We start from the raw sequence: 22,038 nt of genomic DNA on the forward strand, positions 1-22,038 counted from the left end.
TTATCGAAACCGATAACATAACAAATACGCTCCCTGGCTCTCTTAAGAGAAACAAAAAAACGCTGGCAACCATCGCCAGCGTACTTCCCCTTATAAAGGAATGATATAAACAAGCATCATAATAAAATGGGTAATTGTCCCAGCCATAACAAACAAATGAAAAATCTCATGAAAACCGAATTTGTTCGGAATAAAATCAAAGCACTTAGTTGCGTAAATGATCGCTCCTGCAGTATACGCGATTCCTCCAGCAATCATAAGAATGATAGCGCCGATCGGCAGATAGTGAATCAGCTGCCCAAAAGGTACCACTGCTATCCAGCCTAACGTAACATAAAAAGCTGTGGAAACATATCGCGGCACATTAATAAACCAGATTTTAAGCGCCATTCCAATCGCTGCTAGAATCCAGATTGACGAAAGCATCGTCCACCGCCATACACCTTCTAATCCATAAAAGAACACGGGGGTGTAAGATCCGGCAATCAACAGGTATATTGCGATGTGATCAAGCTTCCTTAAGATAACTTCCTTTCTGGGCGTTGTTCTGACCCAGTGCAACAGTGAACTTGCTCCGTATAATAAAATAACACTCACACCATAAACAGTCATCACAATCAGCTTTGTCATACTGTCTCTTGTCAGCAAGATTAAAAAAACTAAACCGACGATCGCGGCCAGAAACGTAATAAAGTGGGTCCAAGTGTTGACCGGTTCTTTCATCTTTAAAAATCGCAAAGAAGCAGCTCCTTCCCTTTTCTTTTACTATGAGCTTACATTTTTCGAGAATGACGATATACTATACCAAGTATAACGGATATGCGTTATTTCTGTACATCAACAAAGCGAAGATATACAGTCCTTTCATTAATCTTTTACAAATTTAACATAGCATGTTCTTGAACGTGGCCCGTCAAATTCGCAAAAATAAATGCCCTGCCAGGTTCCGAGAATCATTTTTCCCCGCTCAATTAAGACCGTTTGGGATGTTCCAACGGTACTTGTTTTAAGATGCGAGGCAGAATTCCCTTCAGCATGCCGGTATTTTTCATGATCCCATGGATATACTTCATCAAGCCGCATCAACATGTCATGCTTAACATCCGGGTCAGCGTTTTCGTTTATCGTGATTCCGGCCGTCGTATGTGCAGAATATACGATCACATATCCACTATCCATGTTTTCCTTTTCAAGCAGTTCCCGAACCTGTCCAGTAATATCGATCATTTCGTCCCTCTTGTTCGTTTCGACTGTGAGTTTATGAAGCATTCTTGTCCTCCTTTTCGTTTTGTTTACTTTTTCCCTTCGCTCATTGCTTTTAATCGGTGAACCATTTTATTTTAAGCTATATTTCTCATTAATAAATTTTTTTGTTAATATTCCCTTCACAATGGATGGTCTTAAATCATAATTTGTAACTTCCTTAATATCCAACCACATCGGGAAGTATTTACCTCTTAAGGGATCGGAGAATTCATGAGCTTTTCCGGTTCCAAACATCCCTGATATTACTTTTGCTTCATATAGATATTCTATCCGCTCCTCGGAACGAACTAGAGTCACCAGGCGAATTATTTCAACCCGTACGCCAAGTTCTTCATAAGCCTCCCTTAAAGCAGCCTGTTCAAAGCCTTCTTCACCTTCTACCCCTCCGCCCGGAAGTACAAAATAAATCTGGTTATTCTTTTCTCTTTTGATAAGCGCTACTTTTCCATCCTGCACGATAAGTACTCTCGCAGACTTTCGCATTTTCCACCTCTGAATCCGTATAGTTGGTATCCCAATATTCTATTTTCACCTTCTCATATCCTTTACTCTTCTTTTATTAACCCTTTAATCATCCTTAACATTTAACAAGTATAGTAAGTTGTGAAAGAAAACCAGCGCTACCGAGGGAGAGATATAAAGATGAAACGCTTTATAAAATGGTTTTGGGATAACGAGCCGGCGTATGTACCTTTCGAAGAAAAACCCTTTGTACAAAGTGAGTGGAAACAAATCATGGCGACAACGAAACATCGCGCTTTTCAACTGGATGCGTATAAATGGTATATGTAATAAGGTGCCGTCATTACGACGGCACCTTTTCATGGTTATTGTCTTATCGTATTTGTCCATCGCCTGTCATACAATACTTTGTTGTTGTAAGAGCAGGTAATCCCATCGGTCCTCTAGCATGCAGCTTTTGGGTCGAAATACCGATTTCCGCCCCAAAACCAAGCGCAGAACCATCCGTAAACCTTGTTGAAGCATTATGGTAAACTGCCGCCGCATCCACCTGGTTCATGAACGCTGCTGCTGCCATTTTGTTTTCAGTAATGATCGCTTCAGAGTGCTTTGTGCCATATTCCTCGATATGGTCAATCGCTCCCTGAACATCATCGACTACTTTCACTGCTATCGCAAGCCCAAGAAATTCCTCAGCCCAGTCTTTTTCAGTAGCTGGAACTGCTCCTGGAATCGCTTCTACCGCTTTATCGTCTCCATGCACTTGAATGTTGTGCTCATTGAATGCTGCGATCAGTTCTTCTTTGTTTTCTTTTAACCACTCACTGTGGACGATGACCGTTTCTGCAGCATTACATACGGCCGGACGATCTGTTTTTGCATTGATTAAAATGTTGAGGGCCTTTTCTTTGTCTGCATCCTTATCAATGTATATATGGCAGTTTCCGACTCCGGTTTCAAGAACCGGCACTGTCGCGTTGTTAACAACAGTATTGATTAAAGAGCCTCCGCCCCGGGGGATCAATACATCGATGTGCTCTTTCATCGTAAACAATTGCCCTGTTGCTTCACGGTCCGTTGTTGCGATAAGCTGTACAGCATCAACAGGAATATCCGTATCATTTAACGCTTCATGCATTACTTTTACAATAGCCTGGTTGGAATGAAGCGCGTTTGATCCGCCTTTAAGGACAATAGCGTTGCCTGATTTAAGCGCCAATCCTGTAGCATCTACTGTTACATTAGGTCGTGCTTCATAGATCATACCGATAACACCGAGCGGTACCCGGATCTGGTCTACCTTCATACCGTTATCGAGTGTCCATGATGCAAGACTGTCTCCTACTGGATCGTCCAGATGAATAAGCTCTCTTAAACCTGTAGCAAAGTCTTTTACTCTCGCCTCTGTTAGCTGCAGGCGATCCATGAATGCTTCTGTAAAGCCTTTTTCTTTACCAGCCTCCAGGTCTTTTTTATTTTCAACAAGGATGTATGCTGTTTCGCGTTCCAGTGCATCCGCTAAAATGGAAAGTGCTTCATTCTTCTGTTCTGTTGCAAGTAATGCTAAGCCTTTGGAAGCCTTCTGCGCTAACTGTGCCTGTTGTTTTACGTCAACTTTTATCATTGTATCGTTACTAATATCAAACGCCTCCTAATAAATTTTTGAAAGATATTAAACAGTTATCTATTAACCTATTGGCATAGGAATGTGATCATGGCAGACAAGATCATTTTTATTGATCGCTTCTTTTGCAGTCACGTTGATAATCTTTGTGATTTCTTCACCCTTATGGCCTTTGATCTTCTTTAATTCACTGGAAGAATAATTCGTTACACCAAGGCCAATTTCATTTTTATCTAAATCAATGATGCGGACTACGGCACCTTTCTTGAAATGCCCATTCACATAATAGATACCATCCGGCAACAGATTTTTTTCCTGATCAGCGATTTCAGACTTCGCTTCATCGGTAATGATAATATCTCCTTCAGGTCCTGAATTGAAAGCGATCCAATGTTTTTTATCATCAAGGTTTAACGATTCATCATCACTTTCAAAATAAGTGCCTTTTGCACTTTTGTGAACCGCTTGATAGATAATATCTGCTGAATCGGCTCTACCTAAAAATGTAGGGATTCCTGAAGACATCGCTATTTTAGCCGCATCGATTTTCGATCTCATGCCGCCTGTTCCGACAGCACTTCCAGGCTCTCCTGCAGCATCCTCAATTTCCGGAGTAATCTCACTTACTTTATCCATCAACTGCGCCTCTGGATTTTTGCGAGGGTCAGCATCATACAACCCGTCAATATCTGAAAGGATGATTAACTGGTCTGCCTCTACAAGGCCTGCTACTTTAGCAGAAAGGGTGTCATTGTCTCCAAATTTTAATCGTTTAATCGTAACTGTATCATTTTCATTGACGATCGGGACAATTCCTCTTTCTAATAAAACGTTGATCGTATTTCTTGCATTGTTATATCGGTTGCGGTCTGAAAAGTCACTTCGCGTTATTAAAATTTGCGATGCAGTGTAACCATGGGAAAGGAACCTCTCAGAGTAAGCTTCCATCAGGAGCCCCTGCCCGATAGACGCGGCCGCCTGCTTTTCTGGAAGAGATGTCGGTCTTTCCAGGCATCCGAGCTTCCGGTATCCAGCTGCAACGGCTCCAGATGAAACTAGCACTATTTCATGCCCTTCATCTTTAAGCTTAACAAGGTCATCTACAAGACGTTCGAGCTTCCTTCTGCTGATTTCCCCGAGCCTGCTTGTAAGAGAACTGCTTCCTATTTTAATGACGATTCGTTTCTTTTCATTGCTAGAATTCATTAACTCACTCCTATTATTCTTGCTGCTATTTAAATTCTTTTTTTCGTTCACTCAATCGACTTCACGAGTATAACTAAGCCTTCCCCCCTATACAATAGAAGGTCTCGAGATAGTTTGCATAAACGGAGAAAATGAAAGAAAAGTGACGATACAGGTTCTAAACTTCTCCCATCCTCTTACAGGAGGCTATATGATTGTTGGACCCCATATATAGGAAATTGAGAAAAGCATTAATTTCCATATTTATGAAATTTATGCATGAATACGAATCGATGTTTAGTTCGAGAACATGATTATGTAAGGGTTTTCATAACGTTTTCTGTATATAACGTGATTTTTATGCAATAAAAAACTCCCCGCTGAATGGGAAGTTTTTAATACAAGGTTCATCAAAAGAAAGTGGCTTGATTTTCGCTTCTGGTATCTCGGTATCCGCAGGGCGGACGGTGAACCTCTTCGGTGCAAAGCATCAGGGGGAGCTTGCTAACTTGTCACGCTCATCATTATTTGAGGTCATCAGATTCGTTATTTGTGGCAAAACGGTCATTATTCAAAAATTATAGGACATCTGTGCCGCTATTTACCGAGAAAGCAGCTGTTTTGATTCGATTTTGAGCATATAACGGAACGTATGTCCTTATTTCTTTTAAAAAGGCGTATTTTTCACAAATAACGGATTCAATGTCCTATAATTCCAAATCAAGCTCCTTGCAATATTAAGTTGCCCTGCGCTACATGCTGGCTACTGATGCATTCGATATAGGAGTCTCGTACCCTCTGCTCCAGTCAATTGATCACAGAAGTTTGCTAAAGAAGAACCAAAAGGCTGCTGTTGGTGAAGAGCCTAAAACAATCCCTCCTGATCATAGAGAAACCCATATGGAATATCGATAAAAAGGTAGTAGTCCTGGTTAATCGGATAAGAGTAAGTGCGAATCAGTTCATTGATTTCAATATCGCTGTAGAGATCCGATAAGATCCCCTTTTGTTCATGGCTCATTCGCACGATGTTTTCTAAAAAGTAGGGACGCCAGCTCCAGTTGTTTCCTTTATATTCTTTTTGTAAAATCCATTCCCCATTCTCATTTTTTAAAGCGTTGGCAGAATGCTGCACCCCGTAAGCATCACAGATGTAGGCCCTAAAGCAAACATCCGACATCACATGGACAGTTTCCCTTAATATAGCATCGTTGTCGTTATAGTGCTTTAGTCTTTTCAAAATAGAACCAAGTCGCTCATTAAGGCGTTCGGACAACTGAAATAATCCTTTTAGTTTCTGGCGCTCATGGGTAACGAATTTTTGAAACTCATGTTTCATTTTGGCTTTGCAATGGTGAGGATCGATCAGTTCCGAATTAGGATCCGATAGGAAAAAACCCTGATAATACCGTCCGCCGTTTTCCCATGCATACTTTAATTGTGCTTCACTCTCGATTCCTTCAAACAAAAGTGTTGCCCCTATCTTCCGTGCGAGCATCGAAAGGGAATATAAAACCTCCCTTGATTCCGGTGACATGCTCTGGTCTTTTAAAGCAGTGAGTTCAACTTTAATAATATCTGGATTTAAATGGGCGATCCGGTCTAGATTACTGGCTCCGTTACCAATGTCATCGATCGCTATCTGGACGCCAAGGCTTTGAATATAGGCAAGCAGATGGCTTAAACGGGAAAAATCTCCTTCAAAATCACTTTCCGCCACCTCTAGAACAATCCGGTGATACGGCAACCCAATACTAGTAAAGGACTGCAAGGAACTGATAAATGACTCGCCATGGTCATGAAGCAAGACGTTAGCATTAGAGTTAAAAAAGATTAATTCGGGCCTTTTATTCTTGACAAAATATTGCAAAGCCCTTGTCCTTATATGTTCGTCTACCTCACTAATATATTCTTCCGGTATCGACCTATCTTGAAAGAACCCCGCAAGGCTCTGGTAACCAGATTCAGTTTCGATTCTGCCAAGGACTTCGTATCCTATTACTGTTTGAGTATCTGCGCTGATAATCGGCTGGAAAAATGGCAGGATATGATCTTTTTTTGTAAGTATGTCTAGCGCATCCATCCGTTCGTCCCTCCCCTGTGAAACTCCATATAAAATAGTAGTATTATAACATGAACTCCAGCGTTTCATGATTATCTTTGTCTCCATTTATTATATGCTTCGTTCCGTATATTCGGGTAGCGAGAGTGTAAAGTGATTTTTTATTCAGATAAAAAGAAAAAGTTCCCCAGAAGAAACCAGCGATTTCAACATCTCTGCAGCAGTAATCTAACCGCTCGCAATAATGGAAAAAACGCCAGGTTCCAAATAGGAAACCTGCTCATATACCTATTACTTTTTCATATAACCTCTGTCCACTGCTTCTTCTATCAGATCGCGCGCATATTCCCAGAGTGTTTCTGATCCATCTTTAATATAGCTGTTTCGTTCAAGCACAAGATCACTTGTCACCTGATGCTCTTTCCATGAGACACCTTCTGTATAAAAGTTATGCAATAACGGCTGAAGACGGTCAAGGGCAGCTGCATAACAAGCCTCAGCAGTAGTTCTGCGTTCAAATTCATTCCATAGCTCAAATATCTCTTCTGCCTGATCTTTCGGCAGTATGTTAAAAAGCCTGTCCGCAGCTTGTTGTTCCCGCGCTTCCTTATCCTTATACCCCTCAGAATCATAGGCAAAAGTGTCTCCCGCATCAATTTCAACCAGATCATGAATAAGCAGCATTTTAACAACCTTTAATACATCCACTTCCTGATTTGCATATTCCTTTAAAAGAAGTGCCATCATCGCGATATGCCAGGAATGCTCGGCATCGTTCTCGTTTCTGGACTTGTCCATCAACACGCTTCTTCTAAGAATAGATTTTAGTTTGTCAATTTCAACAATAAAATTTATTTGCTGTTTCAATCGCTCCATCTTACAACCTCATCCCCGCAATATTCCAGATATTTTTCATATACACTAATCACATAGCCCTGAACAGGCCGCTGTCTTTTGAAATGTGAATAGCTCCCTGATGATCGATCTTCCCATTCAAGAAGTCCCTGAATTCCATCAGCGCTTCTCCGTTCAGTCTTTCTGCAGCATTGCTCATCGTAGTCAATATGTAGCGGATGAGCGGCTCTGCCTCTGTCACAACCAGACCATCTTCATAATAGTGTTCCTCTATGAATCCAAACTCGCTTGATAGAAGCTTCTTTCCGTTCTCAAGTCCAAATGCATCGATATAAGAAGCAGATTCCAGTTCAATCATTGGATCAAACTCGTATAGGAGCTCATTTATTTCTTTTAAATGATTCCGTCCATTTGTAGATGCGTATAACATCCCGCCCGGTTTCAGGACTCTTCGAATCTCAGCAATACTTTTGCCAGGATCCTCAACATGGTAAAGCATATGGTTGGCGATCACATTATCAAATGTATTTGCTTGAAAAGGAATATCTTGGGCGTCAATTACTTCGTAGTTTGCTTCGGGATATAGCTCAGATACTCTTTCTTTTGCATTAGCTAACATCCCTGCGGAAAGATCTGAAAATGTCAGCTTCCAGCGGGGAGAGGAGAACAGATGGTTCTTTTCCCATAACACGCCGTTTCCGCAACCCAGTTCTAATATTCTTGCATCTGGAGCTAAAGCCATTCGGTCAAACAGCCAGTGATGCCACCCTTCCTTATTTTTGCTATAGCTTTCATGCAGTTCAATTCTTCCGGAGAGATTCGAGCTGTTTTTATATTGTTCTTTAAGCCTTTTATGCACCGCCTACACCCTTTCATAATCTGTTACACTTAACTACATTCCTTACAAATCTCTAAAAACCTTTTAAGTTAGCAAGTTTTTGTAAGCGCTATTTTAAAATCATTTACCAGGGGAACATAATGATTAATCAAACGTTTGTTTAAACAAGAAAGCATAGATATTAATCTATATTTTTCATAAAATAATAGATACCGGAACGTTATGGATGGGGGTAAAATGATGTGGAGTTATTTTAGATGGGAATACGAAAATGACCCTTTTATTCTCTTTTCGATGGAACATATTTTAACTTTATTAACGATCGGGCTCTGTGGGCTTCTCATCTACTTTTTTCGGCGGCTGCTCAGAACCCCTTTTTATAATAAACTGTTCCGATATAGTCTTGCAGGGCTGTTGGTCCTCGCGGAAGCCAGCCTTCAATCCTGGTTTTTGTATTATGATGCCTGGTCGGTCTCTTATTCCCTGCCGTTGCACCTGAGCAGCATCTCGCTTTTTCTGGCTGTTATTATGCTGCTGACAAAAAATAAGCTCGCTTTTGAATTCACCTATTTTGCCGGTCTTGGCAGTGCAATACAGGCCATGCTTACTCCAGACCTTGATATTTATTCTTTTCCACACTTCCGATATATCCATTTTTTTATTTCACACGGCGGTGTTGCAATCGCCTGTTTATTTATGATTTTGGCAGAAAGATTCAAACCAACCCTGCGCTCTCTTTGGAGGAGTTTTGCTGCTTTAAATGCTTATACGGCGTTTATTTTTATCGTAAACAAGATCGTCGATGGAAACTATATGTTCATTATGCGAAAACCTCATAATCCATCGATCCTGGACTTTCTCGGCCCATGGCCCTGGTATATTCTCGTTCTTGAAGGCATCGCACTAGTTAGTTTCTTTATCTTGCTATTGCCTTTTCTGATCAGGAGAAGGGTAAAAAATTAATGGCCGGAGCAGGACATGATAAGATATAGACTATTTTATTAACCTAATGCAATGATTGGAGAAAACCATGAAAACACTAATGATTCGTATATTCAAAATCGTATTTCCCATCCTCCTTCTTTTGGTGATTTATATGGAAGGGAAGAAAGAGATCCATACTCTTCGTGCCGGTGATTTACTTTTGCATATCAAATCCATGATGCCGTCCCAAATCGCCGGAATGTTGTCCATAGGAATATTCGCTATCGGCTCAATGGTTCTTTATGACTTATTGATCATTCGCTACCTTAACCTGCCTATCCCCTTTGCAAAACAAGTTAAATTCGGCTGGATCTCCAATACATTTAACAATGTTATTGGATTCGGGGGTTTTGCCGGAGCCAGCTTGAGGGGACTTTTTTACAAAAGGTATGAAAAAGATTTATCGAGGCTTATTTCTGTTATTGTATGGACTACCCCATTAATGCTTACCGGTCTCTCTCTATTGGCATGGCTTCCGGTTACAGGAATTGTTTCAATCAAACCGCTTTTAGAAACCCATTCCTGGTTATTCTTTGCTCTCTCGGCGATCGCCCTTTATTTGCCCGGGTACCTTATCATCTCACGGTTATCTTTGGCAAAAAAGGGAGTGTCCCTTTCCAAAAATGATATTATCCTTGTAGTTGGAATGATAGGTGCTTCTTTAATAGAATGGCTATTCGCCAGTCTTACACTTTTTTCTGTTTCATATATTCTTAAAATACCAATCTCTTATGAACATTTGCTAGCTCTGTTCATAGCAGCAGCCGTCGCTGGCGCTATCAGTCTGATACCAGGCGGAGTTGGTTCTTTCGATTTAATAATGCTGATCGGCTTTCAACTTTACGGAATTTCATCTGAGAACGCCCTTTTAGTTTTAATTTTTTACCGGCTGTTCTACTATATCATTCCATGGATTATTGGATTAGTCCTTGCTTCCACTGAGTTTGTTTCCCAAACAAAAAAAATAATGTTCACTACTTTTGCAAAAACGAAGAAATCACTTCTCTGGTGGGAAAGCATTTCTGTGTTTCCTAAATCTATCTTGTATAACGTCAGCCATTGGGCACTTGCTGCTTTAATCTTCCTCAGCGGTCTGCTGCTGTTGCTCTCTGCTGCGACCCCGGGAATTTTAGAACGATTAAAAGTAGCGGAGAACCTTCTCTCTTCTCCTTTAATGAATTTATCCCATCAGCTTTCTGTAACATCTGGAATCATTTTACTAATTTTGGCCAGGAGTATTCTTCACAGGGTAAAACCTGCCTATAAGTTAACATTTGCTGTTTTAATCGCTGGTGCCGTATTTACCTTTTCCAAGGGGTTTGATTATGAGGAGGCACTTTTCTTATTGTTTATCGCAATGCTTCTCAAGCTTTCTCAGCACAGGTTTTACCGGGTAAGCTATCCGATCACCGTTACATCTATGTTTGTTGAGATCCTTCTTCTTATCATCGTGCTAACCTTATATATCCTTGTTGGCTTCTTGAATGAGCCGTTTCTTACATTAAAAGTGCCGGCTGAAATAAGAGACTTGTTTGTATTACAGCCAAAAGAGCTTCTAATAAGTAGTTTGATCGGCCTGGTCCTTGCTATTTTGCTTATCATTATCAGTTACGGTTTTTACAAACAGCGAACTATTTTTCAAGGGAAAACCATTTTAGATATCAAGCAAGTAGAAGCTTTTCTTAAAAACTATAACGGAAATGCATTAACGCATCTAATCTTTTTGAAGGATAAACAAGCTTTTTGGAATAAAACAGGCCATGTATTAATGATGTACCGAAAAATGGGGGACAGCCTGGTAGTTTTAGGCGACCCGATCGGGGAGCCTGGCGAATTTCGGTCAGCAATAGAAGAGTTCCAGCTTTTTGCTGACCAATATGGCCTGGCCTCCGTCTTTTACCAGATAGATAAAAATAATCTATCTCTTTACCATGAGACAGGCTATGATTTTTTCAAACTTGGGGAGGAAGCATATGTTGATTTAAACGTATTTTCACTTTCGGGTAAAAAAAATGCTAGTTTGAGGGCAGTCAAAAATAAGTTCGAGCGAGAGGGCTTTCAATTTGAAATGGTTTCTCCTCCTTTTTCAACAAGCTTGCTTGAAGAATTGGAACATGTTTCTACGGAATGGCTGGGGGGTAAAAAGGAAAAAGGCTTTTCTCTTGGCTTTTTTGACAGGGATTATATTCAGTTAACTCCTCTCGCAGTACTTAGAGACAGCGAAGGGCAGTTGAAAGCTTTTGCTACAATCATGCCAGTCTATGACAACGGTGAATCATTGTCTATAGACTTAATGAGACACACAAGCGATACCCCGAACGGAACCATGGATATGCTGTTCCTCTCGATTCTTCAACATGCCAGGGATAAAGGTTATCGGTGGTTTTATCTTGGAATGGCTCCTCTTTCCAATGTCGGCCAATCAAGATATTCATTCGTAAGTGAAAAGATCGCAGCACTTATTTACAAGCACGGTAACTTTGTATACCAATTCAAAGGGATCAGAAAGTATAAAGAAAAATTCCGCGGACGATGGGAACCCAAATACCTTGCTTACCGAAACAACCTACCGATGACAATGTTGCAGCTTTCGCTTTTGATATCAAAAAAACGGGCCAAACCAGGAAAAGAAATTGTTTCCCCAATGCAAAATGGGGAAAAGTAGTTCTAGTAGCTCTTAATGAAAGGATGAATAAGGTGAAAAAACGTTTCCATATTGTAGTGCATGGCAGAGTACAGGGGGTTGGTTTTCGCTATTATACTCAGCAGCAGGCATCACATCACAACATCGTCGGCTGGGTTAGAAACAATCCGGATGAGACAGTCGAGATGGACATACAGGGTGAGTTTCCTGAAGCAGAAAGCTTCATCAGTGCCATCGAAAAAGGCAGCCCCTACTCCTATGTAGAAAAAGTCGACCGCAAAGAAATGGCCGACTTGAAAGACTATAATTCATTCCACATAACACACTAGGGTCTGACCCCATAAAAAATGTGGATAACTTTTATAATAGCTTTTCTGATAGCTTTTCTGATGGTTTTTATCCACAGAGGGTTCCTCCTAGATTTGGAGTTTCGCTCTACCTTTTGTGGACAACCATGTTTATGCCGTTTTTCGGACGGAGGGTTATTAAGGGTTCCGGTATGATTTCATCCAGTCTTTGCTTCAATTCTAGCGAATAGTGTTGCACGATAGTTGCCAGCACAAGCGTTGCTTCCATTGTTGCAAAATGGTTTCCGATGCACACTCTCGGCCCTCCACCAAACGGAAAATACACATACGGAGGAACTGTTCGTAAAAAATTGTTTTCGAATCGTTCTGGAATAAACTCTTCTGGCGCTTCAAAGTACCCTGGATGATGATGCATTAAGTAAGGGCTAATCATGAGTGTATCTCCCTTCCTGAATGCATATCCTCCTATTTCAATATCTTCACACGCTTCTCTTCCAAAGTTCCATGCCGGAGGATAAAGCCGCAGGCTTTCCATGATAACAGCTGAAGTATAAGGGAGGCTTCCGGCATCATCAGCAGTTGGGGGCCTTCCTTCAAGCATTGTATCGATTTCTTTCTGTAGCCTTGCTTCTTTTTCAGGATGTTGAGAAAGAAGGTAAAAGGTCCATGACAGGGCGTTTGCAGTAGTTTCATGGCCTGCAAGGAAAACAGTCATCGCTTCATCACGGAGTTGTTGGTCTGTCATTCCTGTTTGGTCCACTTCATCCCTTGCTTCCATCAAGACCGATAAAAGGTCATTGTAGGAACGAGTATTATCCTTTCTTCTTTCCTCAATTAACCCATACACTACTTCATCCAGTATTTTTATCGACTGATTAAATTCGCGATTTTGTTTAGTAGGAAGGTTTCTCGGCATTTTGATAAGAGACCTTATTTTACCGGTAGCGATTTTCATGGCGTTATCGATCGGTTTCCCCACTGCTTCATGGCCTACTTGAATCTCCATGTTAAACATTGTCTTTGTAATAATTGCAAGTGCAATGTTCATCATGTCATTCGTAATCACCCTCTTTTCTCCCTCTTGCCATCCTTTTATGTAATTCTGCGTTATTTCAACCATGTCATCAGCATATCGCTGTATCTGCCCTTTTTTAAATGAGGGCTGCATCAACCTTCTTTGCCGCATATGAAAGTCTTTTTCACTCGTTAACAACCCTTCCCCGAGAAAAGGCTTCAGCTCTTTAAACGCCCTCGATTTCAAAAAGGCTTTTTGCTTTGTTACGAGTACTTCTTTTATCATCTCTGGTTTGGTAATAACATAAATCGTCTTTGGTCCAAACCTCAGTTTAACAACATCCTCATATCGATTTCTTAGATTCGTTAAGAAAGCAAGGGGATCTTCACGGAATTCTTTTAAATGTCCGCTTATTAACTTTCCTTTTGGGGACATAGCTTGCCTGGCCGATTGCATGGAATCAACTCCTTTTGATTGCCTAATTCTTCATTTTATGGGTGGATTCCTTTTTAATCTCTTTTGGCAATGAAAAAGCATAAAAAAAAGTGTTCTCATCATCCGATTGCTCCCTTTATAAAAGGAAACTCTTCGAAAATGGAACACTGATTCATTTTATTTAATTAAAAGAGTTTAACCTGAAAGTGATTCAGAAGCCCTGGCAGTTGCAGGATCTTCACCGATGATTCTAACTTCTCTTTCCAATTCCACTCCAAATTTCTCTTTTACCGTCTTTTGGACATGCTCAATGACTGCGATATAGTCACTTGCTGTTGCATTATCTACGTTTACGATAAAACCAGCATGTTTGGTTGAGACCTGAGCCCCGCCGATCTGGACACCTTGAAGCTCGCTGTCCTGAATCAGCTTTCCTGCAAAATAACCTGGAGGGCGCTTAAAAACACTTCCACATGAAGGATACTCTAACGGCTGCTTAGATTCTCTTAAATAAGTAAGCTCATCCATTTTTTCTTTTATCTTGTCATGGTTTCCATCTTCCATATTAAATGTTGCTTCTAAAACGAGGTAACCTTTTTCAGCGACAAGACTTTTACGATATTCCAGGCCAAGTTCTTCTTTGTCGACCTTTAACAACTCTCCACCGGAAGTTAGAACAACTGCATGGTCTAACACATCCGTTAGCTCTCCGCCGTATGCCCCAGCGTTCATATATACCGCTCCTCCGACTGTTCCGGGAATTCCACAGGCAAATTCCAGTCCTGTAAGGTCATGTTCTAACGCAAATCTAGAAGCATCAATAATCCTTGCACCGCTCTGTGCGACTATTTTAGATTCTTTTAACGATATATCAGTTAAATTTGCCAGACTTAATACAATTCCTCGAATTCCGCCATCACGAATGATGACATTCGAACCGTTTCCCAAAAAGGTTACCGGAACTTCATGCTGAATGGAATATTTTATAACTTTTTGTGCTTCTTCATAAGTTGACGGGGTAACAAATACGTCTGCATTACCACCCATCTTTGTATACGTATAATCAAATAAAGGTTCATCGAACTTAACATTTTCCGCTTTCACCAGCTGCTTTAACTCGGAAAAAACAGTTTCTATTTTCATACTTATCATTCCTATCTGAAGCTATTGGTTCGTTTTTATTACATTATATATTTTAATAACACTAATTAAACATAATCAAACTTTTATTACTTTCGTAAAAACACTTTTATATCCAACCGTTGCAGTTGTTTTTTTCCCGGCTCCTTCTAAGATAGCTTATTTCACGGCTTATTACGAGGTATTCCATTAAAACTTCTGAAAAAATTTAACAGAGCATGTAGATTCACATTTTTTCCTGTTATAAAAGTGTATGAAAAAAGTGCTTGTTCAGTTAATTAAAAAAAGCCAGGGGAAGTTCCCCGGCTTATGAAATACAGTTATTCTTTTACTTCAGCTTCAACCGTTGCTTCTTCTGTAGCAACTTCTTCTTCATTTACAGCTTCTTCAAGTGCAGCAAGGACAGCAGAGAATTCAGAAGCATGTAATTTTGCAGTTTCACTAGCATTAATACCAGCCATTGCAGCCAATTTGTTTAGAAGTGAAACACTTACTTCAACTGTTTCTTCTGTTGTTTCTTCAGATGCTTCTTCTGTTGCTTCTTCTGTTACTTCCTCAGTTGCTTCTTCTGTCGCTTCTTCTGTTGCTTCCTCAGTTGCTTCCTCAGTTGCTTCTTCTGTTGCTTCTTCTGTTGCTTCTTCTGTTACTTCTTCTGTTGCTTCTTCTGTTACTTCCTCAGATGCTTCTTCTGTTGCCTCTTCAGTTACTTCCTCAGTTGCTTCTTCTGTCGCTTCTTCTGTTGCTTCCTCAGTTGCTTCTTCTGTTGCTTCTTCTGTTGCTTCTTCTGTTGCTTCTTCAGTTACTTCTTCTGTTGCTTCTTCTGTTGCTTCTTCTGTCGCTTTTTCTGTTGTTTCTTCAGTTGCCTCTTCAGTTACTTCCTCAGTTGCTTCTTCTGTTGCTTCTTCTGTTGCTTCTTCTGTTGCTTCCTCAGTTGCCTCTTCTGTTGCTTCTTCAGCTTCTTCGTTTACACGAACTGCAGAGTTTAATGAAGCTACTTCATGAGCTCTTTCACTAGCATTAACGCTTCCCATTGCTTTTGCTTTGTTTGCAACTGAAGGATTAACTTTTTCTTCTGCATTTTCTTCAGTAGATTCTTCTTCTGTTGCTTCAGAATCTTTGTCTTCATCTTCTTCAGAAGCTTTTTCTTCATGATCTTCCTCTTCTTTGATTACAGTATCTTCTGAATCTGAAGCTTTGTCTTGATCAACTTCTTCTTTATCTTCATCAAGATCGTTATCTTCATCTTCATCTTCTACTACTACATCTACTGTATCTTCATCATCTTCAGGCTTAGTAATTACTTCGTTAGATAGATCAACTTTTTCTTCAGATTCTGGTTCTTCAACTGGAGTTGCTTCCAATTCTTCGGTTTCTTCCGTTGCTTCTTCTGATTCAGTATCAAGGGAAGCATGAACTGCTGAATTTGGAGCAGCGTTCATTTTAGCTGTTTGGCTGGCATTTTCGCTTGCCATAGAATGTGCTTTTTTAGAAAGAGAAACCTCTTCTTTAGTTTCCTCTTCATCATCCTTAGCAACTACTTCTGGTTCTTCAGAAGTTTCCACTTCTGCCTGCTCAGCCGCTTCTGTGTCAGTTTCCTCAGCTTCTGCCGCTTCAGTTTTGGTCGCTTCTTCAACATCTGTTTTAACTGCTTCCTCTTCTTCTGCTTCTGTTTCATCCTTACCTGCTTTTGCTTTTACTGCAGAATTAGCCGAAGCATGAGCTTTAGCAGTTGCACTTGCTTTTACACTGGCCTGGGACTTTGCTTTATTAGCTGCAGGCTTAGCTGCTTTTTTTACACGAACTTCTTTAAAATCAGAAGTTTGCTCCACTTTTGCTTTTTCCGTTGCATGCTTGCCATGACCTGCTGCTTCACTAATATGCCCTCCAGCAAATACTCCAACTGAAAGAACTCCTGCCATCATCAAAGATTTCACAACTGTATTTCCTTTAACATTAATTTTCATTTTTAATTTCGCTCCCTTTTTTAATTAATCGTTATTCGTGACTTTATCGAACATTGTGATTAAGAAAAAAGGAGCTGTTTCCGGCGGTGGAGACGGTGGGGCATTTACCCATTGATTTCGATAAACATGTGCCCGAGAAACAAAAGGCTGAGTTAATTTAAAGTTCCAATACTGGTCCAATTCCAGCCATTTATCAACATAACCTGAACTGGAACCATTACCTGTCCGGTCTTTAGATGACCCCCCTGGCGTTTTTGTACTGTGTGAAGAAGTGATAACCTGAATATCGTTTGGAAGTTTTTCTTGAGGATATGGAAAATCACTGCCTTTCTTTGCATCTGATTTATCCATTTCTTCGTTATCCGTTTCCTCGACCTTCTTTTTATGATCTTTCTTGCTGGTAGCTATAGGTGGAGTCTCTTTCTTTTCCGGTTGCGGTTTGATAGGTTTAGTTTTAACCTCAGTCTTTTTTGTTTTCTCTTTGACATCAACGGTATGTAAGGACTTCTTAGAAGATTCTCCATCCTTTTTATCTATTGGATGATTTTCTTTATTACTAATGGATGGTTTGTTCCCCTTCTTCTGCCCTTTCTGTTGCCCCTGAATATTTTCCGGTTTTCCAAACGGTAACTTTTTTGCCGCTTTATTAACGGCAGAGTTGACAGTCTTTTGGGCTTTCTCACTTGCTGTATCTGGCAACTGAATCGTTTTCTCGCTTTTATCTGGCTTATGAGAATTGGAATGGTCTGCTGAAGCAGGTTTTTGCTCAACTTTTTGTCCATCCTCAGACATTGGGCTTATCGATCCTGGTTCTTTCCCTGCAGCTGCCTCAACCGTCTTCGAAATTACTTCTTCAGCTGACTTGCCGTTATGATCCTTAGCCTGGTCATTCTTTTCTGCAAAAGCATCAGACGGAAAAAACAATACAGCTCCCGCAAGAAGCCCTTTTAAGATTAAACCTCGGAAGTGCATGATCTCACCTCCTTTCAATGGATAGTACAATAGTAAGTTCCTGAAATAATCTTCTGAAAAATTTGGCGGTTTTTGTCCGTTAAAAGCCATCTAATAGAAAACAGTACTTTTATCCTAATAAAAGTCTGAAATTTTAAATAATCCATTGCTCTGAAGTGAGTGTGAAAAATTGTAGAAACCCTACTCTTAACCCCTAATAAACCGTCTCCAATACTTTAGGTCCCACACTTCTAAAATGAAAAATAAAAGAACTTACCGATTACAGTAAGTTCTACAGTTCTTTGGAAGAGAAAGTTTGAAAAATTGTATCTTCCATCAATGGGTAGATTTCTTTGCCAGCGACTCTATTGATGATCTGCTGATTCCTGTGAACAGATAATCCAAGATTCGTAGCGCCGGCACCGTGTGAATGTTCTATGTTTGTTACAGTGAAAATCTGGTTTGGGCGATCGTCTTTAAAAACAAGCCTATAATCATCCGTTATTTTATAGCGCTTCTTATCTTCCCATTCCATTTGGTCGCGATATCGGTTTATCCATTCTGGAACATGAGGCTTGTAGCCCGTAGCCAGAAATACTTTATCAGTTTGATACTCAAATGAACGGCCCTCCTGCCATTGCCTGCATTTTAGTATGTAGCTGTTTCCTTCTGGAGCGGTTTCGATTCCTTTCACCTCAGTTGCAGGCTGAATCCTTACATTCATATGTTTCCTGCCAATAGACCGATGATAGAGTAGGTTATAGATTTGCTTTAGTGTTTCAGGATCAACACCCTTTCTCAGCTGACCGAGCTTAGGAAGTGCCTCCACTCTTTGCTCAAAGGGGAGAGCATGAAAATATTCTACATAATCAGGGGAAAAAACCTCCTGACCCAGCTTTGCGGACTCCAACTGCAAGAATCCTGCAGACCGGGTAAACCATGTTAATTTATAATTATGCCTGTCTTGTTCCTGTAAAAGCTCATAAAACACTTCAGCAGCGCTCTGACCGGAACCAACGACAGTTATCGCTTTTGAATCTTTTGCTTCTTTTACTTTATCTAAGAATTGGCTCGTGTGAATAACATCTTTTCCTGGATATCCTTTAAACCCTTCGGGGATATTCGGAACTCCTCCGGTGCCAAGAACGATGTGACGTGCTAAATAGCTTTCCTTGAGTCTACTCTCTTCGTTATAAACTACAATCTCATAATGCGGGTTCTCTTCCTGATGCTCGATCACGTCGATAACCTGCCAGCCGAACCTGCAAGACTCCAACTGTGCTGCCACCCATTTAGCATACTCATTATATTCTTTGCGCGGTATATCGAACCTATTAAAAAAATAAAACTGATACAATCTATTATGGAACCGCAAATAGTTTAAAAAAGAAAAGGAACTTGTCGGATCTGCAAGAGTTACAAGATCTGCAAGAAACGGGACTTGCAAATCTGAACCTTCTATCAGCATTCCGGTATGCCAATCAAATTCTTTGCTCTTATCAAAAAACAGGGCTTCTATTTCATCAATCGGTTCTATCAACGCTGCAAGGCTTAGATTGAATGGCCCGATTCCTATGCCGATTAGATCGTATATTTTCTGGTCGCTCATTTGTAAATATCCTCCTGCCGCCTAGCTTTTTATTGATATACCCCTGCCTGTTTTGGTTAAAACGAGAGGACTTTTTAGAATCGCATTCAGTTTGTCCTACTTTTAAAAAATCGACTCGATTCTTGTTAATTGCTCTTTATAATCAAAAAAACAGATGCATGGCACCTGTTTAATCATTTATCTTCTTATATATTTTGTCTCTATAATAATCAAAAGCAGGAGTATGCATCTTTCGTTCTACAATAAGATTATCGAAGCGGATCAGCTTATCGCTCAATTTCTTCTTCAGTTGTTGGCGTTCCTTTTCATCCTTACAGCAATCAAGGAGGTCTTCCAGCTTCATCATTTCTTTCTTAAGCTGCACTTCTTCGGGAACATATCCTGCATTTTTCAGCAAACGGTAGCCCATTCTAAGCTCCTCTGGAATACTGGAAAGATCATCGAGCTGAAGCGGCTTTCCTTTACCGGGCAGGTTATCAAACTCACCATCGTTCATCGCTTCCTTGATTTTATTCTCAGCGACCAGCCAGGCAATATCCATTAGCATTCTCCTTTCAAAGTAAACATAAGGGATCGCCCCCTAATTCTATTATCGTTTTTTTTACAGAGTTTGTCACATGATTCTGTTACCAAACAGCGAATTTATAAGTTTTTAATATTTTTTAAAGAAAATCTCTTTTATCCCCTTTTCGAGAAAAGTTTATGGATGTTACAATGTGGGACGGTTGAATGATAAGTGCCTTTAAGGCGGTTTAAATCTATTTTAGAAAGGGTGTTACGAATGCATGTAGGAAGCAAAGGCTGGTATGTGAACGAATTAAAGAAACTTGGCGTTCGTTACCATGAGAGCAGAAAGATCGAGAAGTACAAAACTTCTAGACTAGCTAACTTATTAAAAGCACATCAGTAAGATGTTTTGGGGGGAGGTCCGTACTCCTCCCCTTTTTACTTTCTAAGCACCCGCACGAGGATTAAGGTCAATAGACCGTACAATGCCAGGATAACCAACAAAGTCAGGAATCTTTCTGATTGAGAACCATCAGCTAGCAGCACCGGACCTAAGCCGAAAAAAGTAACTGCTATATATGCACAGATTAATAAAATTAATAAAATCAATTTTCCCATGTTTACTCTCCTTATCACTTTTAAAAACTCGTAATATAAAGATGTTGTGGGTCTGATACACAGTAACAAAAAAGCGTTGTCCCTTCCACTTAAAAGGGAACAGGCATATCTTTCATTATTATCTCCCTATTACACGCTTTAAAACCCAATGCTCGGAGGTGCCGTCCCTATCATGCAATTAGGTGAGGTCTGCCTGGTTCTTACCCCCATTTTCACATCGATGATCAGAATCGCGAATTCCCCTGTTGGTAACCACTCATTGTTATCCTCCTTATCTCCCAAAGCTTATACCTTTGACAGAAACAAAAGTCAGTTCTTCTACTGTTAGCATTCCGGTGAATATTTCCCCATAAAAATGAAGAGAGAAATCAGAGCATTTAGGTTGTAATTCTTCCCAAATCCTTCTAAACTTACCTTATTATTTGGAAAAGTGAGGTCCTGGCAATGAAAACGGAACAGGCAAACGAACAGCTGATCGGCATTGCAGCTGCGGCAGGAGCATATTTCCTCTGGGGAATCCTACCTCTTTACTGGAAACTGGTTGATAATATCCCGGCGGGTGAAATACTAGCACACCGGATCCTATGGTCCTTTGTATTTATGATTCTAGTACTTGTTTTCACAAAGAAATTGAAGAAGTTCAAACAGGATTTTCGGGAGCTCCTTCGCAACCGAAAAAAGTTAGTCGGCATCACGCTTGCTTCTATATTTATCAGTATAAATTGGTTTACCTATATATGGGCTGTAAATAACCATCATGTGATTGAAACAAGCCTAGGTTATTATATCAATCCGCTTGTCAGTGTCTTGCTTGGAATCCTGGTTTTAAAAGAAAGACTATCGTTCTGGCAGCTGGTTTCCTTTATGCTGGCACTTGTTGGCGTTTTAAACATGACCTTTCATTTTGGTTCGGTTCCATGGGTTGCGTTAAGTCTCGCGATGAGCTTCGGTATATATGGATTGTTAAAAAAACTTGCGAGCCTCGGGGCACTTACAGGATTAACGATCGAAACCTTAATCCTTACTCCTGTGGCACTGATTTATCTGAGTTCTTTGAACACGGGTGGCTATAATGCTTTTCATTTAACGGAAACATCTACCGCATTACTGCTTTTTGGCGCAGGTATTGTAACCGCTATTCCGCTGCTCTTGTTTGCAAGCGGCGCAAACCGGATAACTCTTTCTATGATTGGTTTTCTGCAGTACATTGCACCAACGCTTCAACTTATATTAGGTGTCTTTTTGTACCATGAATCATTTACAACGACCCATCTTGTTTCCTTTATATTTATTTGGATCGCGTTAATCGTCTTTTCTCTGGCACGTACAAAGTTTTTCACCAAACTGGAGCCAGGAGTCTTTCACAAAACAAAATCCTTTGAAGGATAATACTTAAAGTTATCCACAAAAAAGGAAGAGGCTGGGACAAAACCCAGTAAATTAAACTGAAAGTGGTCCGCATCTTCGATGCGGACCACTTTTTTTATTGTTTCTTTTGTTTTCATAAGAAAATAGGGACAACCTCTGATAAAATTAAAGTAACCACACCATAACCATCGGAGGTGTCCCTA

General features: G+C 40.3%; 21 protein-coding genes. 6 read left to right on the forward strand and 15 right to left on the reverse strand.

The features are described from left to right. Positions 1-90: 90 nt before the first annotated feature. The 3 genes from trhA to FCL54_RS19035 form a co-directional block, all read right to left on the reverse strand. Complete coding sequence (gene trhA, locus FCL54_RS19025) at positions 91-738, reverse strand: PAQR family membrane homeostasis protein TrhA (protein ID WP_246055344.1); 648 nt, start codon at positions 736-738, stop codon at positions 91-93. Between the two features lie 129 nt (positions 739-867). Beyond that, positions 868-1,269 carry a secondary thiamine-phosphate synthase enzyme YjbQ gene (locus FCL54_RS19030; RefSeq protein ID WP_138128520.1) on the reverse strand — a complete coding sequence of 134 codons (402 nt, stop codon included), beginning with the start codon at positions 1,267-1,269 and terminating at the stop codon, positions 868-870. A gap of 66 nt (positions 1,270-1,335) precedes the next feature. Continuing rightward, entirely contained in the window at positions 1,336-1,749 is a 414-nt protein-coding gene (locus FCL54_RS19035; RefSeq protein ID WP_138128521.1) for an NUDIX domain-containing protein, read from the reverse strand. 159 nt (positions 1,750-1,908) lie between these two features. On the opposite strand from FCL54_RS19035, the gene FCL54_RS24135 reads away from it, so the two are divergent. Next, positions 1,909-2,058, forward strand: coding sequence for a hypothetical protein (locus FCL54_RS24135; protein WP_171016928.1), 150 nt, complete (start codon positions 1,909-1,911; stop codon positions 2,056-2,058). Between the two features lie 43 nt (positions 2,059-2,101). Here FCL54_RS24135 and FCL54_RS19040 read toward each other — a convergent pair whose 3' ends face one another. From FCL54_RS19040 to FCL54_RS19060, 5 genes are all read right to left on the reverse strand, one after another. Further along, positions 2,102-3,352, reverse strand: a complete 1,251-nt coding sequence (locus tag FCL54_RS19040) for a glutamate-5-semialdehyde dehydrogenase (RefSeq protein ID WP_138128522.1) — start codon at positions 3,350-3,352, stop codon at positions 2,102-2,104. A gap of 63 nt (positions 3,353-3,415) precedes the next feature. Next, positions 3,416-4,558, reverse strand: a complete 1,143-nt coding sequence (gene proB / locus FCL54_RS19045; RefSeq protein ID WP_138128523.1) for a glutamate 5-kinase — start codon at positions 4,556-4,558, stop codon at positions 3,416-3,418. Between the two features lie 844 nt (positions 4,559-5,402). After that, on the reverse strand, positions 5,403-6,620 hold the full coding sequence (locus tag FCL54_RS19050) for an EAL domain-containing protein (RefSeq protein WP_138128524.1): 1,218 nt from the start codon (positions 6,618-6,620) through the stop codon (positions 5,403-5,405). A gap of 270 nt (positions 6,621-6,890) precedes the next feature. Continuing rightward, positions 6,891-7,475, reverse strand: coding sequence for an HD domain-containing protein (locus tag FCL54_RS19055; protein ID WP_138128525.1), 585 nt, complete (start codon positions 7,473-7,475; stop codon positions 6,891-6,893). A 49-nt stretch (positions 7,476-7,524) separates the two neighbouring features. Continuing rightward, positions 7,525-8,313 (reverse strand): class I SAM-dependent methyltransferase, encoded by a 789-nt coding sequence (locus FCL54_RS19060; RefSeq protein WP_138128526.1) that lies wholly within the window; start codon positions 8,311-8,313, stop codon positions 7,525-7,527. A 219-nt stretch (positions 8,314-8,532) separates the two neighbouring features. Here FCL54_RS19060 and FCL54_RS19065 point away from each other — a divergent pair, with 219 nt between their 5' ends. From FCL54_RS19065 to FCL54_RS19075, 3 genes are all read left to right on the forward strand, one after another. Then, positions 8,533-9,255, forward strand: a complete 723-nt coding sequence (locus FCL54_RS19065) for a YwaF family protein (protein ID WP_138128527.1) — start codon at positions 8,533-8,535, stop codon at positions 9,253-9,255. 79 nt (positions 9,256-9,334) lie between these two features. Next, entirely contained in the window at positions 9,335-11,941 is a 2,607-nt protein-coding gene (gene mprF / locus FCL54_RS19070) for a bifunctional lysylphosphatidylglycerol flippase/synthetase MprF (RefSeq protein ID WP_281281397.1), read from the forward strand. A gap of 32 nt (positions 11,942-11,973) precedes the next feature. Then, positions 11,974-12,249, forward strand: coding sequence for an acylphosphatase (locus tag FCL54_RS19075; protein WP_246055346.1), 276 nt, complete (start codon positions 11,974-11,976; stop codon positions 12,247-12,249). Positions 12,250-12,355: 106 nt separating this feature from the next. On the opposite strand, the gene FCL54_RS19080 is transcribed toward FCL54_RS19075, so the two are convergent. From FCL54_RS19080 to FCL54_RS19110, 6 genes are all read right to left on the reverse strand, one after another. After that, positions 12,356-13,699 carry a cytochrome P450 gene (locus FCL54_RS19080; protein ID WP_246055347.1) on the reverse strand — a complete coding sequence of 448 codons (1,344 nt, stop codon included), beginning with the start codon at positions 13,697-13,699 and terminating at the stop codon, positions 12,356-12,358. 174 nt (positions 13,700-13,873) lie between these two features. After that, positions 13,874-14,821: a UDP-N-acetylmuramate dehydrogenase gene (gene murB / locus FCL54_RS19085; protein WP_138128530.1), complete on the reverse strand. Its 948-nt coding sequence runs from the start codon at positions 14,819-14,821 to the stop codon at positions 13,874-13,876. Positions 14,822-15,138: 317 nt separating this feature from the next. Then, positions 15,139-16,782, reverse strand: coding sequence for a putative sodium/potassium/calcium exchanger (locus tag FCL54_RS24250; RefSeq protein ID WP_181954890.1), 1,644 nt, complete (start codon positions 16,780-16,782; stop codon positions 15,139-15,141). A 24-nt stretch (positions 16,783-16,806) separates the two neighbouring features. Next, complete coding sequence (locus FCL54_RS19100; protein ID WP_138128531.1) at positions 16,807-17,754, reverse strand: hypothetical protein; 948 nt, start codon at positions 17,752-17,754, stop codon at positions 16,807-16,809. 271 nt (positions 17,755-18,025) lie between these two features. Continuing rightward, positions 18,026-19,342: a lysine N(6)-hydroxylase/L-ornithine N(5)-oxygenase family protein gene (locus FCL54_RS19105; RefSeq protein ID WP_138128532.1), complete on the reverse strand. Its 1,317-nt coding sequence runs from the start codon at positions 19,340-19,342 to the stop codon at positions 18,026-18,028. 169 nt (positions 19,343-19,511) lie between these two features. Continuing rightward, positions 19,512-19,883 (reverse strand): DnaJ family domain-containing protein, encoded by a 372-nt coding sequence (locus FCL54_RS19110; protein WP_138128533.1) that lies wholly within the window; start codon positions 19,881-19,883, stop codon positions 19,512-19,514. 240 nt (positions 19,884-20,123) lie between these two features. Between FCL54_RS19110 and FCL54_RS19115 the strand changes: the two genes are divergently transcribed. After that, positions 20,124-20,252, forward strand: a complete 129-nt coding sequence (locus tag FCL54_RS19115) for a YflJ family protein (RefSeq protein WP_138128534.1) — start codon at positions 20,124-20,126, stop codon at positions 20,250-20,252. 35 nt (positions 20,253-20,287) lie between these two features. Here FCL54_RS19115 and FCL54_RS19120 read toward each other — a convergent pair whose 3' ends face one another. Next, complete coding sequence (locus FCL54_RS19120) at positions 20,288-20,467, reverse strand: DUF6954 family protein (protein WP_138128535.1); 180 nt, start codon at positions 20,465-20,467, stop codon at positions 20,288-20,290. A gap of 444 nt (positions 20,468-20,911) precedes the next feature. On the opposite strand from FCL54_RS19120, the gene rarD reads away from it, so the two are divergent. Then, positions 20,912-21,856, forward strand: a complete 945-nt coding sequence (gene rarD / locus FCL54_RS19125; protein WP_171016929.1) for an EamA family transporter RarD — start codon at positions 20,912-20,914, stop codon at positions 21,854-21,856. The last annotated feature ends 182 nt before the right edge of the window (positions 21,857-22,038 follow it).

It is taken from the genome of Exobacillus caeni (assembly GCF_005747095.1).
Classification (GTDB): domain Bacteria; phylum Bacillota; class Bacilli; order Bacillales; family Guptibacillaceae; genus Exobacillus; species Exobacillus caeni.

Excerpts from the sequence above, each read along its gene's own strand:
- rarD (WP_171016929.1), top strand. The coding sequence starts at position 20,912 with ATGAAAACGGAACAGGCAAACGAACAGCTGATCGGCATTGCAGCTGCG.
- FCL54_RS19055 (WP_138128525.1), bottom strand. The coding sequence starts at position 7,475 with ATGGAGCGATTGAAACAGCAAATAAATTTTATTGTTGAAATTGACAAA.
- FCL54_RS19105 (WP_138128532.1), bottom strand. The coding sequence starts at position 19,342 with ATGAGCGACCAGAAAATATACGATCTAATCGGCATAGGAATCGGGCCA.
- FCL54_RS24250 (WP_181954890.1), bottom strand. The coding sequence starts at position 16,782 with ATGAAAATTAATGTTAAAGGAAATACAGTTGTGAAATCTTTGATGATG.
- proB (WP_138128523.1), bottom strand. The coding sequence starts at position 4,558 with ATGAATTCTAGCAATGAAAAGAAACGAATCGTCATTAAAATAGGAAGC.
- FCL54_RS19030 (WP_138128520.1), bottom strand. The coding sequence starts at position 1,269 with ATGCTTCATAAACTCACAGTCGAAACGAACAAGAGGGACGAAATGATC.
- FCL54_RS24135 (WP_171016928.1), top strand. The coding sequence starts at position 1,909 with ATGAAACGCTTTATAAAATGGTTTTGGGATAACGAGCCGGCGTATGTA.
- FCL54_RS19100 (WP_138128531.1), bottom strand. The coding sequence starts at position 17,754 with ATGCACTTCCGAGGTTTAATCTTAAAAGGGCTTCTTGCGGGAGCTGTA.
- FCL54_RS19035 (WP_138128521.1), bottom strand. The coding sequence starts at position 1,749 with ATGCGAAAGTCTGCGAGAGTACTTATCGTGCAGGATGGAAAAGTAGCG.
- FCL54_RS19050 (WP_138128524.1), bottom strand. The coding sequence starts at position 6,620 with ATGGATGCGCTAGACATACTTACAAAAAAAGATCATATCCTGCCATTT.
- mprF (WP_281281397.1), top strand. The coding sequence starts at position 9,335 with ATGATTCGTATATTCAAAATCGTATTTCCCATCCTCCTTCTTTTGGTG.
- FCL54_RS19110 (WP_138128533.1), bottom strand. The coding sequence starts at position 19,883 with ATGGATATTGCCTGGCTGGTCGCTGAGAATAAAATCAAGGAAGCGATG.
- FCL54_RS19080 (WP_246055347.1), bottom strand. The coding sequence starts at position 13,699 with ATGCAATCGGCCAGGCAAGCTATGTCCCCAAAAGGAAAGTTAATAAGC.
- FCL54_RS19120 (WP_138128535.1), bottom strand. The coding sequence starts at position 20,467 with ATGGGAAAATTGATTTTATTAATTTTATTAATCTGTGCATATATAGCA.
- FCL54_RS19065 (WP_138128527.1), top strand. The coding sequence starts at position 8,533 with ATGTGGAGTTATTTTAGATGGGAATACGAAAATGACCCTTTTATTCTC.
- FCL54_RS19040 (WP_138128522.1), bottom strand. The coding sequence starts at position 3,352 with ATGATAAAAGTTGACGTAAAACAACAGGCACAGTTAGCGCAGAAGGCT.
- FCL54_RS19115 (WP_138128534.1), top strand. The coding sequence starts at position 20,124 with ATGCATGTAGGAAGCAAAGGCTGGTATGTGAACGAATTAAAGAAACTT.
- murB (WP_138128530.1), bottom strand. The coding sequence starts at position 14,821 with ATGAAAATAGAAACTGTTTTTTCCGAGTTAAAGCAGCTGGTGAAAGCG.